This window comes from Variovorax dokdonensis, assembly GCF_030316895.1.
Lineage (GTDB): Bacteria > Pseudomonadota > Gammaproteobacteria > Burkholderiales > Burkholderiaceae_C > Variovorax > Variovorax dokdonensis.
On sequence record NZ_JASZYV010000003.1, the window covers coordinates 428331 to 443355 of the forward strand.

Annotated in this window: 8 protein-coding genes; 2 read left to right on the forward strand and 6 right to left on the reverse strand. The window is 69.2% G+C overall.

Features of this window, described 5'->3' with window-relative positions; translation table 11 throughout:
* Nucleotides 1-17: 17 nt before the first annotated feature.
* From QTH91_RS15760 to imuA, 3 genes are read right to left on the reverse strand one after another with little or no spacing between them, the layout of a single operon-like run.
* Nucleotides 18-3386 (reverse strand): error-prone DNA polymerase, encoded by a 3369-nt coding sequence (locus QTH91_RS15760; RefSeq protein WP_286661047.1) that lies wholly within the window; start codon nucleotides 3384-3386, stop codon nucleotides 18-20.
* Nucleotides 3379-4770 carry a Y-family DNA polymerase gene (locus tag QTH91_RS15765; RefSeq protein ID WP_286661048.1) on the reverse strand — a complete coding sequence of 464 codons (1392 nt, stop codon included), beginning with the start codon at nucleotides 4768-4770 and terminating at the stop codon, nucleotides 3379-3381. Before QTH91_RS15765 ends, QTH91_RS15760 begins: the two co-directional genes overlap by 8 nt.
* Nucleotides 4739-5548 (reverse strand): translesion DNA synthesis-associated protein ImuA, encoded by an 810-nt coding sequence (gene imuA, locus QTH91_RS15770; RefSeq protein ID WP_286661049.1) that lies wholly within the window; start codon nucleotides 5546-5548, stop codon nucleotides 4739-4741. The genes QTH91_RS15765 and imuA overlap by 32 nt, the downstream gene beginning before the upstream one ends.
* Before the next feature lie 109 nt (nucleotides 5549-5657).
* On the opposite strand from imuA, the gene QTH91_RS15775 reads away from it, so the two are divergent.
* Nucleotides 5658-7517, forward strand: coding sequence for an ABC transporter ATP-binding protein (locus QTH91_RS15775; RefSeq protein ID WP_286661050.1), 1860 nt, complete (start codon nucleotides 5658-5660; stop codon nucleotides 7515-7517).
* Between the two features lie 239 nt (nucleotides 7518-7756).
* Nucleotides 7757-10903 carry an ATP-binding protein gene (locus QTH91_RS15780; protein ID WP_286661051.1) on the forward strand — a complete coding sequence of 1049 codons (3147 nt, stop codon included), beginning with the start codon at nucleotides 7757-7759 and terminating at the stop codon, nucleotides 10901-10903.
* Here the strand turns inward: QTH91_RS15780 and QTH91_RS15785 are convergent.
* The 3 genes from QTH91_RS15785 to QTH91_RS15795 are packed head-to-tail and all read right to left on the reverse strand — an operon-like array spanning nucleotide 10881 to nucleotide 15021.
* Entirely contained in the window at nucleotides 10881-12719 is a 1839-nt protein-coding gene (locus tag QTH91_RS15785) for an acetoacetate decarboxylase family protein (protein ID WP_286661052.1), read from the reverse strand. The genes QTH91_RS15780 and QTH91_RS15785 overlap by 23 nt on opposite strands.
* Before the next feature lie 12 nt (nucleotides 12720-12731).
* The gene (locus QTH91_RS15790; RefSeq protein ID WP_286661053.1) at nucleotides 12732-13916 is read right to left on the reverse strand and encodes a saccharopine dehydrogenase NADP-binding domain-containing protein; all 1185 of its coding nucleotides are present in this window, start codon (nucleotides 13914-13916) and stop codon (nucleotides 12732-12734) included.
* A gap of 37 nt (nucleotides 13917-13953) precedes the next feature.
* Nucleotides 13954-15021: a polyprenyl synthetase family protein gene (locus QTH91_RS15795; RefSeq protein ID WP_286661054.1), complete on the reverse strand. Its 1068-nt coding sequence runs from the start codon at nucleotides 15019-15021 to the stop codon at nucleotides 13954-13956.
* Nucleotides 15022-15025 lie beyond the last annotated feature (4 nt).

Genomic DNA, 15025 nt, shown 5'->3' on the forward strand with positions numbered 1-15025 from the left:
CTTGAGGGGGTGGGCAGTCAATGGAAATCACGGCTGCGGCTTTGCTCGGCCAGGCGGCCCAGCAGCGGTGTCAGGTCCTTGAACCCGGTGGCCAGCACGTGCCGCACTTCGCCGCCGGTGCCGTGGTCGCGCTGCCAGGTGCCTTGTACCGCCAGCAGCCTGGCCTTGAGCAGCGGCTCGCGCCAGGCCTCGGCCACGTCCTGCCAGACGATGACGTTGACGTTGCCGGTTTCGTCTTCCAGCGTGACGAACATGGTGTTGTTGGCCGTCTGCGGACGCTGGCGGCCCATGACGATGCCGCAGGCGCGCACCGTGCGCCCGTTGGGCAGTTCGCGCAACTGGGCCGCGCTGGCCAGCCGCATGCGCTCCAGGCGCGGGCGCAGCAGCGCCAGCGGATGGCGGCGCAGGGTGAAGCCCAGCGACGCGTAGTCGCCCACGATCTCCTCGCCCTCCGACGCGGCCGGCAGCGCCAGCGGCGCCTCGTGGATGGGCACGCCCTTGAGCAGCGCCGGCGCGCGGCGCTGGGCCGTGGCCTCCCACACCTGCTGGCGCCGATGGCCGGCCAGCGACATCAGCGCATCGGCCGCGGCCAGCGCCGCCATGTCGCCGGCATCCAGCCCGGCGCGCAAGGCCAGGTCTTCGGCATCGGCAAAGGGCGCCTGGTCACGCGCCAGGACGATGCGCCGGGCGCCCTCCTCGCTCAGGCTGGCCACGCGGCGCAGGCCCAGGCGCACGGCCGGCTGGTTCGCATCGCCCTGGCGTCCGGCAAGCCGGGGCTCGTGTTGCGGCACCGGCGGCGCATTGGGCGCGCGCGGCTCCAGCGTGCAGTCGAGTTCGCTCACGCACACATCCACCGCACGCACCTCGATGCCATGGCGGCGCGCATCCTGCACCAGTTGCGAGGGCGAATAGAAACCCATGGGCTGCGAATCGAGCAGCGCAGCCAGAAAGCAGGCCGGCTCGTGCAGCTTGATCCAGGCGCTGACGTAGACCAGCAGCGCGAAGCTGGCGGCATGGCTTTCGGGAAAGCCGTATTCGCCGAAGCCCAGAATCTGCTTGAAGATGCCCTCGGCGAAGTCGGGTGCATAGCCGCGCTCGATCATGCCCTGCACCAGCGGCTCGTAGAACTTCTCGATGCCGGCCTTGCGCTTCCAGGCGGCCATCGAGCGGCGCAGCCGATCGGCCTGGTCGGCGGTGAAGGCGGCGGCGATCATGGCGATCTGCATCACCTGCTCCTGGAAGATGGGCACGCCCAGGGTGCGGCCCAGCGCGGGGCGCAGCGCCGGATAGGGCTCGGGCAACGTCTCGCCAGCGCGCAGCTTCTCGCGGTTCTTGAGGTACGGATGCACCATGCCGCCCTGGATCGGCCCGGGCCGCACGATGGCCACCTCGATCACCAGGTCCTCGTAGCAGCGGGGCTTGAGGCGCGGCAGCATCGACATCTGCGCGCGGCTCTCGATCTGGAACACGCCGATGGTGTCGGCCTCGCAGATCATGTCGTACACAGCGGCGTCGCCCTGGGCGATCTGATGCATGCCCATCGGCACGCCACGCCAGCGCGCGCGCAGGTCGAGCGCGCGGCGGATGGCGCTCAGCATGCCCAGGGCCAGCACGTCGACCTTGAGCATGCCCATGGCTTCGAGGTCGTCCTTCTCCCATTGGATGATGGAGCGATCGGGCATGGCGGCGTTTTCCACCGGCACCAGCCGGGTGAGCCGGCCTTGGGTGAGCACGAAACCGCCGACGTGCTGGCTCAGATGGCGCGGAAAGCCGCGGATGGCGCGCGTCAGCTCGATCCACTGCGCCAGCTTGAAGGGCGCTTCGCGCACGCCGCAGCGTGCCTGGGCTTCTTCGAGCCGCTCATCGACCACGTCGTCGCTGAACCAGTAGTGGTCCTTGGCGAACTCGTCGACCAGCCGCTCATCCACGCCCAATGCCCGGCCCATGTCGCGCAGCGCGCTGCGCGAACGGTAGCGGATCACCACCGCCGCGATGGCGGCGCGCTCGCGGCCATATTTGGCGTAGATGTACTGGATCACCTCCTCGCGCCGCTGGTGCTCGAAATCGACATCGATGTCGGGCGGCTCGCGCCGCTCGCGGCTCATGAAGCGCTCGAACAGCAGGTTGCCCGTCTCGGGGTTGATGGCAGTGATGCCCAGGCAGTAGCAGACCGCCGAGTTGGCCGACGAGCCCCGTCCCTGGCACAGGATGTTCTGCTCGTTCGCAAAGCGCACGATGTCTTCCACCGTCAGGAAGAACATCTCGTAGCCCAGCTCGGCGATGAGCGCCAGTTCGTGTTCGACCTTGTCCTTGACCTTGGGCGGAATGCCGTTGGGATAGCGCTTGCGCGCGCCCGCCCAGGTTTTTCGCGCCAGCGTCTGCGTGGGCGTCTCGCCATTGCCGACGTTCTCCAGCGGATATTGGTAGTGGGCGCGAATCTCTTCCAGGCCGAAGCGGCAGCGTCCGGCCACCACCAGGGTGTTGGCCAGCAGCTGCGGCGGATAGAGCGCGGCCAGCCGCATGCGCTGGCGCAGGTGGCGCTCGGCATTGCCCTGCAGCGCAAAGCCGCATTCATGCACAGGCTTGCCTTGGCGCACCGCAGTGATCGCGTCCTGCAGCGGCTTGCGCGACCGCAAGTGCATGTGCACGTCGCCGCTGGCCACCAGCGGCACCCCGGCGGCAGCGCCGGCCGCCTGCAGATGGGCCAGCCACAGGTCGTCGTCGAATTCGTTGGGCAGCGCCACCGCCAGCCACAGGTGCGCTCCGAACAGGCCGGCAGCGCGCTCGAGATGGCCGCAAAGCGCCGGCAGGTCGAGCTCCGCGCCGGGCACGCGCCGGGGCGCATAGAGCACTTCGCAGTGCGCGAGCGAGGCCAGGTCGCTGCGCAGCCAGTCGACCCGGTAGTGGCCCTTGTCGGCATTCATGCGCGCCGCGCTGATGAATTCGCACAGGCGGGCCCAGCCTTCGAGATCATGCGGCAGCACCACCAGCCGGCCATGGCCGAAGTCGAACTCGCTGCCGGGCAACAGCCGGAAGGCATCGTTGCGCGGTTGCGGCGCCTGGCCGGGATGTTCGAGATCATGTTCGTCCAGCGTCTCGAGGTGTTCGCGCAGGCCCACATGCGCGCGCACGACGCCGGCGACGGAGCATTCGTCGGTGATGGCCAGTGCGGTGTAGCCGAGCCCATAGGCGCGCTGGACCAGTTCCTCCGGATGCGAGGCGCCGCGCTGGAAGCTGAAGTTGGTGATGCAGTGCAGCTCGGCATAGTCCGGCAGCAGCCGCACCGGCTCGCGCTGCGACGCGGCGGTCGGACGGGGCGGCAATTGCAGCACCTTCGCCCGGGCGCTGCGGCGCGCACGCAGTTGCTTGTCGCTCAGCTCAGGCATACAGGCCCTGCAGGTACCAGCGCGGCGGCCGCTCGCTCGCCAGCCACGCGGTGGGACGCTCGCGATAGATCCACACCAGTCCGGCGCCGGGGCTTTCGGCGATGTAGTAGTCGCGCACGGCCAGTTGCCCTTCTTCCCACCAGCCGGCTTCCACCCGCTGCGGGCCGCTCAGGCGCGTCAGGCGCCCCTGGTAGTGGGGATGGCCTTCGCGCACTTCCAGCGCCAGCGGCTCGCGCAGCAGCCAGGGGGGATAGAGCGAGCCCGGCGCCTGGGAAGAGGCGGCCGCAGCAGCTGATGGATCGATAGCCGATCTGGCCGAAGGCTTGGAGGGCTTGGAAGGTGCAGCAGCGGGCCGCCAGCGCTGCATGCGCTCGGGTCGGTGGTCGGCCTGCGACATCGGCACCAGCACCTGATCGGGGCCCAGGCGTGCGCCCAGGCGCTCGACCAGTTCATGCAGCGGGTCGCCCTTGCGGTTGTCCTCGGGCAGGAAGCTGGCGCTGGCGGCGCGCCACGGCGCGGTGTCCAGCGCACGCAACCGCAGGGCATTGGCCGGCGCTGCCAGCCGGCCGCGAGCCAGGCGCTCGTTGAGCAGCCGGCGCAGATGCGCCATGTCCTGAACGGGCTGGGCGGTGCGCACCTGGATCTGCTCGTGGCGCGGCAGGTCGACGCCGTCGACGCGGCGCAGATCCAGCGTCCATTGCAATTCAACGGCCAGCACCCCGAGCTGGCGCGCACGCAGCCACTGCTGCAGGTTGCCCAGCAGGCGTTGGGTGGCGCCCATGAGCGCAGGCGCGCTCTCGGCCAGTGCCGGCAGTTCGATGGCCTGGTCGAACACCTCGGGCAGGTGCAGCCAGACATGGCGTTCGGGCGCCCGGCCCCAGGCGGCGTCGAGCGCCTCGCACAGCACGGCGCCGAAGCGGCGCACCCGGCCGCCGCGCGGCAGCGCGTCCAGGTCGCCCCAGGTCCGGCAGCCCAGGCGGGCCAGCAGTTCGAGATGCGGGCGGGCGGCGCCGAGGGTTTCCAGTGGCAGGCCGCCGGGCAGATCGCGCGGCGGGGTGGCGCCCTCGGCCCGCAGCCGCAGCAACGCCAGCGCCACCAGGGCCGTGCCGCCGCCGGCCTGCAGCAGTTGCATGCGCGGTACCGGGTTGCGCGCGGCCAGCTCGCGCCGCAAGCCCCGCGGCCCGCCCCACAGGCGTTCGCAGGCCGAGACCTCGAGCACGAGCGCCTCGTCCAGCCAGCTGACGCGCGGCGTGAACTGCAACGCCCACCAGCCCAGCGCCTCGCGGTCCGGCGGCGGATCGGCCGCATCGCTGGCAGTCGGCGCCTTGGCATCAGGCGAGGCGGACGGCGGCTCAGGCAGCCATTGCAAGGCGATCCACCGCATGGCGCGATTCCTTTTCGGTCGTGTTCAGCGCTGGCGCCTGGATGCGCACCACCGGCGCACCCGCCAGCGGCGCGCCTGCCTGCTGCTGGCGCACCTTGCGCCGCAACTGGCCGGCCGCCAGAAGAGCCGTCATGCGCTGGCTGCGTGCCGGCAGGCTGACCGGCGCGGCCAGCGGCGGCCCGCGGCGCTTGAGGATGTGGATGTCCATGTGCTGCGGCCCGGCGTCGGCCAGGCGCAGCCGCAGTCGCGCCGGCGAGGCGGATGCCGCCAGCGCCTCGGGACGGCAGACGAAGAGCAGCGCCTCGTGCTGCGCCGCCGCCAGCTGCAGCCGGCGCAGTTCGCCCACGCGCGCGGCCGGCAGCCAGGCGAGCACCGCCGCCACCTCGGCACAGCGCAGCGCCTGCTCGCAGGCCCACAGGCGCGCCGCCGGCGCCTCGGCACGGATCCACAGCAGGGCCTCGGGCGGCAGGCCCGCGGCCGCCAGCGCAGGCGCAAAGGGTTCGCAGGGCGCGCCGAGCAAAGCCACCGGGCCGCGCCGGCGCTCGATCGCCTGCACCAGCGCCGGCAGCAGCAGTTGCCAGGCATGGGCCGCCGGGCTGGCCTGCAACAGTTCGGTGAGCGCCCCCAGCGGCCAGCCGCCGCCGGGCAATTGCGCGTCGAGCGCGGCATGGCCAGTGGGCAGCACCGCCGACGAATCGGCCGCGCTCAGCTCGTCACCGCGCCAGATCGGCTGACCGGCGGCGGGAACGTAGGCGGCTTGAAGAAAAGAGTGGCCCATATGCATCCAATGACTGTATTTTTATACAGTATTTGACGCTCCGCCACCATCGGCCGCAAGCACCTTTTTTTGGCCCCGGCTAAAGTCTCGCCCTCCCCGGGAGACCCCTTTGTTCCACTTCTTCGAAAAACTGCTGCACCCCTACCCCGCCGCCGAGCCATTGCCGCCGCCGGGGCGCTTCTTCGCCTTCCTCTGGAAATGCACGGCCGGGGTGCGCGGCAAGGTCCTGGCCATGGCGCTGCTGACCGCCGCGATGTCGGCCTTCGAGGCCCTGCTGTTCGCCATCCTGGGCCGCGTGGTCGACTGGCTGTCGGACGTGGCACCGGGGCAGTTGTGGGCGCAGCGCGGCAATGCGCTGACCTGGCTGGGCGTGGCCCTGGTGGCCAGCATCTTCGTGGTGGCGCTGCAGACCATCGTCAAGCACCAGACGCTGGCGGTGAACCTGCCCATGCGCCTGCGCTGGAACTTCCACCGCCTGATGCTGGGCCAGAGCATGGCCTTCTATCAGGACGAGTTCGCCGGCCGCATCACGACCAAGGTGATGCAAACCGCGCTGGCCGTGCGCGACACCATCTTCGTGCTGGCCGACGTGCTGGTGGCCATGATCGTCTACGTGGCCACCATGATCATCCTGGCCGGCGTGTTCGCCGGGCCGATGGTGTGGCCCTTCGTCATCTGGCTGGTGCTCTACATCGGCGCGATGGTGTATTTCGTGCCGCGCCTGGGCCACATCGGAAAGATGCAGGCCGACGCCCGCTCGACCATGACCGGCCGCGTCACCGACGCCTACACCAACATCGCCACCGTCAAGCTGTTCTCGCACACCCAGCGCGAGGCGGCCTTCGCGCGTTCGGCCATGCAGGAATTCATGGTCACGGGCTACGGCCAGATGCGGCTGGTGAGCGCCTTCGAGATCGTCAACCACACCCTCAGCATGGGCCTGACCGCCGGCATGGCGGGCATGTCGCTCTGGCTGTGGTCGCAAGGCACGGTGGGCGTGGGCGCGGTGGCCGCTTCCACCGCGATGGCGCTGCGCCTGCAAGGCATGTCGCACTGGATCATGTGGGAGATGACGGGCCTGTTCGAGAACATCGGCACGGTGCAGGACGGCATGAAGACGCTGTCGCGCCCGCGCACGGTGGTGGACGCGCCCGATGCCAAACGGCTCGACGTGCCGCACGGCGAAGTGCGCTTCGAGCACGTGAGCTTTCGCTACGGCGCCGCGGACGACACGCGCCGCGTGATCGACGACCTGACGCTCACCGTGCGTCCGGGCGAGAAGATCGGCCTGGTCGGCCGCTCAGGCGCGGGCAAGTCCACGCTCATCAACCTGCTGCTGCGCTTTCATGATCTGGAGTCGGGCCGCGTGCTGATCGACGGGCAGGACATCGCGCAGGTCACGCAGGATTCGCTGCGCCAGCACATCGGCATGGTGACGCAGGACACGTCGCTGCTGCACCGCTCGGTGGCCGACAACATCGGCTACGGCCGCCCGGACGCGACGCCCGCGCAGATCGAGGCGGCCGCGCGGCGCGCAGAGGCGCACGAGTTCATCCAGACGCTGAGCGACCCCGCCGGCCACCGCGGCTACGAGGCGCAGGTGGGCGAACGCGGCGTCAAGCTCTCGGGCGGCCAGCGCCAGCGCATCGCCATCGCTCGCGTCATGCTCAAGGACGCGCCCATCCTGCTGCTCGACGAGGCCACCAGCGCGCTCGACTCCGAGGTCGAGCACGCCATCCAGGAAAGCCTGTATGCGCTGATGGAAGGCAAGACCGTGATCGCCATCGCCCACCGCCTGTCGACCATCGCGGCGATGGACCGGCTGGTGGTGATCGACGAAGGCCGCATCGTCGAGGAAGGCGATCACGCCAGCCTGCTCGCGCGCGGCGGACTCTACGCGCGCCTGTGGGCGCACCAGAGCGGCGGATTCCTGGGCGAAGACGCCAAGGAATGGGCCGCCGCCGCGTAGCGGCACACAACGCCGCAATAGATCGCGGCAATACCCCGGCGAAGGCCGTCGCGCGAGCGCGGCCGAGCCATGAATCGAGACGACGTCCTTGCTGGACAAGCCCCTCAATATCAATGAACAATTGTCAGGTTCACGAGGGAGACGACGACATGCCGGCCATTTGCCGCAGTTGCCAACGCAACAACCGAGACGACGCCAAATTCTGCGATTCCTGCGGCAAGCCCCTGAGCCCTGCAGGCGTGAGCGCGCCGCCTCTGCCCGCCCCGGTCGAGTTTCGCTACGGCACCTTCCTCTTTTGCGACATGGTGCAGTCCACTGCGCTGGCCAATCGCATCGATCTCGAAGAGCTTCGCCAAGTCTTCCGCTGGTTCCGCGAACAGGTCGGTGTTGTGGCAAACCAACACGGCGGTAACATTATTCGCTTCGTCGGCGACGGCGCCTTCCTCTCATTCGGGCTGCCCCAGGCTACCGAAGACGCGACCGAGGCAGCCGTGCTGGCCGGCCTCGCGCTGGTCAAGGCCGTCTCGGAAAGCGAACCCATCCCGGGCCTGCGCATCGCCTTGCGCGTGGGCATCGCGTCGGGCACCGTGGTCTACGGCGACATGATCGAAGGCGCGGCCTTCAAGGAAGAATCGATCGTCGGTGCCGTCGCCCACCTGGCGGCGCGCCTGGCCGCCGCGGCACCACCCGACGGCGTGGTCATCTCCGACCACACCCGCCGCGCCATCGGCCAGTTCTTCGAATGCAAGGACATCGGCCGCATCGAACTCAAGGGCTTCGAGAACGGCGAGCGTGCCTGGCAGGTCATTGCCCAGACGCAGATCGCTTCGCGCTTCGAGGCCTTTCGCGGCCACACCAGTTCCAACGAGCTGATCAACTGCGTCGAGATCATGGCCGCGCTGAACGAGGCGTGGACCCATGCGCTGGCGGGCCATGGCAATGCCGTCATCCTGGTGGGCGATCCGGGCATCGGCAAGTCCAAGCTGGCGCGCGTGCTGCGGGCGCGAGCGCTCGAATCGCACGCCACCGTGGTCGAGATCGACTGCACGCCCAGCACCCGCAACACGCCGCTGTTCCCGATTTCCGTGCTGGCCCGCCGGCTTGCCGGCATCCGCGCCGAAGACTCCGACGCCGAGCGCCTGCGCAAGGCCGAAGCACTGCTCAAGCGCGTGGCGCTGACGCAGGACCCCGAGGCCGCACTGACTTATCTCGAACCCATCTTCGGCATCGTGGACACCGCGCGCCCCGAAGGCGGCGACAGTGCCGAGCTGGTTCGCGAACGCACCATCGGCCTCCTGGTGGACATGATCAAGACCGCCATGCGCAGCGGCCCGCCGCTGTTCATGCTGTGCGAAGACATGCACTGGGCCGACGCATCGACCATCCTGGTCCTGCAGCGCGTGGGCGAGGCACTGGCAGGGCTGCCCGCGCTGATGATCGCCACCATGCGCCCCGGCCCCGACAGCGTGCCCTTCGACCTGAAGGATGCACGCCGTCTATCGCTGGCCGCGCTGGACGAGAAATGCGCGCAGGACCTGGTCCGCCTGCTGACGCCTGCCAAGAGCCTGAGCGATGCGGCCGTGGCCCGCATCATCGAACGCGCCGAGGGTGTGCCGCTGTTCCTCGAGGAGCTGTGCCGCAGCGAGCTCGATGCGGCGAGCCAGCCGATCCAGCACAGCGCACCGCGCGCGCGCCCGTCGGCGGTGCCGCAGATCCTGCAGGGCGTCATCGAGGCCCGCCTCGACTACGCGCAGAACATCAAGCCCATCATTCAGGCGGCATCGGTCATCGGGCGCAACTTCTCGCTGCCCCTGCTCGCCGAACTGCTGCCCGAGCGTCGATCCCAGCTCAACGACGCCGTCGCCTGGCTGGTCGACTCGGGGCTGCTCACTTCCGGCATCGACGTGCGCACGGGCCAGATGAGCTTCCGCCACGCCTTGATCCGCGAGGCGGTGTACGAGACCTTGCTGCTCGAAGACCGCGAGCGGCTGCACGGCCAGGTCGCGCAGTTGCTGGTCCGCCACTTCGACCGTCTGCCCGAATCGGCACCAGACCTGGTCGCGCACCACCTCATTGCGGCCAAGCGCTACGACGAAGCCGTGGTTTCGCTGATTGCCGCCGGCTCGCTGGCTTCGGGCCGCGCCGCCTATCAGGAATCGGCCAGCCACAGCCGCATGGCGCTGGCGCTGCTCGACAAGCTGGAAGACACGCAGCGCAAGCACCAGCTCGAACTGCAGTTGCTGGTGCAGCTCGGCGTGGCCATCAGCGCGACGCAGGGCTACACGGCCCCCGAAGTCGAAGCCACCTATCGCCGCGCGCGCGAGATCGTTCACGACGCCGACCCCGCGCAGGCCTTCGGCGGCGTGCGTGGGCTGGCCACCTACTACTTCGTGCGCAACGAACAGGCCATGGCCGACGAGATGTCGACGCTGGGCCTGTCCATGGCCCGCAGTTCCGGACGCATCGACTTCGTCATCGAGGCGCTGACCGTGCGTGGCTACACCGATCTCTACACCGGGCAGCTCGACGCCGCCCGCGCCGCGCTGGAGCAATGCCTCGACCTGTACCGCGAATACGACGGCTCGCGATTCGACTACCCCTCGGTGCAGGACGCCGGCACCGCCGCATGGTCGGTGCTGGGCATGGCCTGCTGGCTGCGCGGCGACAGCCTGGGCGCGGACCGCAGCGTCGAAGGCGCGATGAGCCACATCGAGCGGCTTGCGCGCCCCTTCGACACCGCCTACGCCAACTGCTTCATCGCCCAGCAGTTGAACGTGCAACGCCGGTTCGCCGACGCCCTGCGCCATGCCACCGCCTGCGTGGAGATGTCGCAGGAGCACGGTTTCGCAACATGGCTGGTGTGCGGGCTGATGCAGCAGGCGGTGGCGGCCGCGTCGCTCGGACCGTCGCAGGCTGCGGTCGATGGCTTGCGCGGCGCCATGACGGCTTACCTGGGCGCCGGTGCACAAGCCGCCATTCCCTTCTTCTGCTGGGGCCTGGCGCGCGGCCTGCGGAACCTGGGCGACGACGACGGTGCGCGCGCCGCGCTGGCGCAGGGGCTCGAATCGGCCAAGTCGACGGGCGAGACCTACCTCGTCGCCGAACTGCTCATCCTGTCGGCCGAACTCGCGGCCTCCGACGAAGCCGCCCTGCTGCTGCTCGAAGAGGCGCGGCAGGTGGCCACCGACCAGGGCGCCGTCGCGCTCGCGCTGCGCGCGTCGCTGACTGCGCTGCGGCGGCGCAAGCTCGTTTCGGACGATGCCGAGCGCGACGAACGGGCCTGGCTCGTTCTCGAAGGACAGGCGCCTACGCCCGACGATCCGCGCTGGGCACAGGACGCCCTGGCCGCGGTCTCGCGCGCGCTCACCAGCTCAAGCTATCGCTGACGCTCAGGTCCAGGTTCATCCTGAGCCTGTACCAGTCGCCGGCCGGTAGGTTGATGTCGTCCTGGCCCAGGACCTCGCACAGCGCGCGCCACGGATCGCCTTCCGGCCTGCCTTTCGCCGACAGGCTCAGCGAGGCAATGCCCGGTGGGAACAGCGCGGTCATGCTCGTGATCTTCATCTGCCCGTGAATCCACGTGGGCGGCAGGCCGCGTTTGTCTACCGGCGTCGCCTGCACCGTTCTAAAGCCGCTGAAGCCGTTGGACATGGCTTGCCGGGCGAACGACTTGCGGAATTCGCGGCCTCCGAAATCGCTTTGGCGCCAGCGCGAGAAGCCGGGCATGTTGCCGAGCACGGCATCGAGGTCGACGCGCTCGAATCGCTGGTCGTCGCCCGAGTGCGTCGGATAGCGCAGTTCCAGCAGCCGATGGCCTTGCGCATCCCGAAAGCCAGGCTGCGAACGCACCAGCACCACCTGCGACACCGAATGCTCGCGGTCATCCCGCCTCCCGGCCATGTCCAGCGGGTGGAGTTGATCGTCCTCGCGGATGCAGAACTGCGCGAGTTCCTTGGGAAAGCCCTGCGACTCCCGGCCCACCATCTTCGACCAGGGGTTGTCGACGAAGATGGTCGGCACGAACAGCGATGCGTCTCGCGCCTGCGAACCATCGTCGTCGACCTTGCCCACCAGCAGGCGCACCAGCACCTCGTGCTGCGACATGTAGTCGTGCGGCATGAGGGGCGCGGCCGGAGAGCGCGTGCGCATCTGGCCGTAGTGAAGCAGTTCGATCACCACCGTCGGCGTGGCGACGCGCCAGCTGAAGTCGTCCATCGCACCAGGTGCGTCGCGATGGAAGTTCAGCGGCCCTGCCAGTTTCTGCAACATCGGCATGGCCGAATCCGGCAAGCTCAAGCGGAAGCCGACCACCTCGACGTTGTCGAACACGAAATGCGGCGCACCGAACACGCTCGCCGCGGGCAAGCGCTCCACCTTGGGAGGCACGGGCTTGTCGGGAGCTCGGGGCCAGCAGGAGAAGGGCAGCTCGGGGAACGGCAGGGTCGAGAAAGCTGGCGACGGCGCAAACACCGATGTCGGGTCCAGAAAGCGGCCCGCTGACAACTGCTCGAAGCCTTCGGTGACGGGTGCGCCCGCCTCTTGGCAGAACACGTCGGCCAGCGCCGGCCATGCGGCCTGGTCGACATGCAGGGCCACACCGGCCCCATCGAGCGTGCGCAGGCCGCGCCGCAAAGGCGACCAGCTGAAGCGGCTGATCGACAGATCGGTGGTCTGCCGCGCGATGTCCGGGGCCGACTTGAACTGGCGGTAGCCCGGTGCCCAACCGTCGCTGTAGTGCAGATCGTCGCCATCCAGCGCGAACCTCACGCCCTCGAGCGTGAGGATGCGCTGGTCGCGCAGCGTGATGGGCATCGACATCGAACGTAACGGATAGGCCGGCGAATGCACGACGAGCCGGATCGCACCATCCGGCCCACGTTCGAGGTCGATGCGCGACTCGACGATCGGAATTCCGTGCCTGCGAAAGTCGTCGCACCATGGCTCGTCGTTTGAAAACGCCATCCAGCACGTCAGGGCGCCGGCGTGTTGGCCCACGCCTTCCACCGAGATCAGCAGGGCGATGCGCCGCCTGGCCTCGGGCGACGCGCCCGGATCCGGCTGCGCGCTGATCGCCTCGATCGTCGCGAGCGGCGAAACGCCCCCCGTGATCGCGTCGCGCAGTGCGGGGTCGAAGGCCTGCGCCATCCGACTCAGCGGCTCCAACTGCATCGGCAGACGAACTTGCCAGAAGTTGTGTGACATCGCTCGTCCCGCCTACAAGGGCTGCAGGGGCCGCAGCCACTCGCAGCCGGCGAGCGGTCCATCCGCGGCGCCCACCATGGCATGAATGGGCGACAGCACCGCGGCCGGCGTCTGCCAGCCCCTAGGGGCATCGTTCACGCCGCACGCCACGGCCAGCACGAGTCGGGCCGTCAGTTCGTACGGATCGCCGGTCTTGAGGCACGCATCGATCATCGGCTTGCGCCACGCGTTCTCGATCTGCAGCACCACGCGGTGCTGGTTGTCGCGCCGCTCCTCGTCGGTGGGCCCCTCGGGCAGCGCATCGACCTGCCACTGCGTGAGTTCGCGCAGCATCGGCAGCTGATAGGCCGCCGCCACCGTCGACGCCACCTGGTAGGTCATCCGCAGCGAGCCCGACATTTCGATGTACGACTCGACGCTATCCGCGTTCACCCCTCGCCTGCGCAGCGTGTTGCGCGCACTGAGGGTGTCAATCATGTTGGCGGCGGTGGCGATGCGCGGCATGGGCGCCTGCTTTTCGTGGGCACCGCTGCCGCCGAAATTGAAGCTGCGTTCGATCTTGCCGATGGGCGCATGCTGGATGAGCAGCTTGGTCTTTTCGGCATTCGCGCGCGCCACCGTGACCTGTTCGCGAACCATGCGCAGCATGGTCCTGGCGCTGCCGCGCGAGAGGTACTTCATGCGGTCCACGGCGATGCGCACGGCGCCAATGCCTTGCGGCACCTTTGCCCGCTTGTCCAGCTTTTCCAATGCGGCGTCGAGCATCAGGTCCGACAGGGCCGAAGTGTGGCCGGCGCCGCAGACGATCGTGACGTCCCGGCTGTTCGCCACATAGCCCAGGTCGTCCATGCGCTTGTAGACATCGACCTCACCGCCGATGTCCACGTAGTGGCAGTGCACGCTGATGGCCGACTTGGCCAGGCGCTCGCCCGTGGCGCTGAAGGGGCCGGCGGCGTTGATCACCACGTCGAACCCGCGCAGCGCATCGGCGACCTCGCGCTCCTCGTCCAGGCCGAAGGCACGCCACTCCAGACCCAGCCGTTCGGCGAGGGCTCGCAGGCGAAGGCGATCGCGCGCGGCCAGCACGACTTCCATCGACGATGCGCCATGGCGCATCTGGCGCGCGGCTTCCTGCGCAATCAGGCGGCCGGAATAGCCGGTCGCGCCGTACAGCAGGATGCGTCGCTTGCTCGTCATGACAGATCTCCGTTCTTGGTTCTTGGTGCGCGCGAGTTCAGTGCAGCCTGCGCAGGACCCACGTCACCAGCGCGCGCACGAACCGCAGGTCGCGCCCCTCGGGCAATCCAGCGAAGGCCTGCGAGAACTCGTGCAGCGCCGCGCCGGCCAACCCGTGCGCCACCTGGCGGGCATGTTCGATGGCGCCGGTGCGCGCCATCAGGCCGAGCACCCACTCGACTTCGCCCGTGTCGCGCTCGGCGCGCGGCAGGGACAGAAAGCGGTGCAGCCTTTCGCGCTCGGCTTCGCTGGCCTCGCGCATGGCGTGGATCAGCATCAGCGTTCGCTTGCCTTCCAGCAGGTCGCCCGCGCGTTCCTTGCCGTAGTCCTGGCCCGGCTCCAGGTTCAGGATGTCGTCCTGGATCTGGAAGGCCGCGCCGAAGAAGAAGCCCAGCCGCACCAGCGTGTCCAGGTGCTGCGATGCGCCGCGCGTGCCGATCAGGTAGCCGATGCGAAGCGGATGGATGGTGGTCAGCCAGCAGGTCTTCTTGAGCACCATGGTGAGGAAGGCCTCCTCGTCCACGTCTCGGGTGTTGTGCTGGCGCCATTGCAGTTCGAGGGCCTGGCCTTCGGTGGTCTCCCAGGCCATGCGCTCGGTCTCCTCGAAGATGCGAAACGCCAGGTCGCTGCCGAGCCGGTGGATGTTGTCCTTGAGCGGCCGCACGCTCAGCAGGCCCAGCGCATCGCCCGCGTTCAGCGCCAGTGGAAGGCCATGCAGCGCGTGCAGCGTGGGCGTGCCGCGGCGCTCTTCGCTGTCGTCCTCGATGTCGTCGTGGATCAGCATGGCGTTGTGCAGCAGCTCGATGGCGGCCGCGCACGGCAGCGCATCTTCCAGCGAGGCGCCGAAGGCCCGCGCCGTGGCGATGCACAGGCTGGGGCGCAGCATCTTGCCGCCGCGGCCCGGATAGTCGGCGATCATCCGCGCCAGGCCGTCGTCGCCCTCCGGAGCCGGCAGGTAGCGGGCCAGCCGCTCGCGCGTGCTGGCGCCGTATTCGGCGCACACCTGCGCAACCAGCGCATCGTCGACGCCGATGTCCGCGAATGCGCCGGTGTCGTTGAAGCCCATGGTG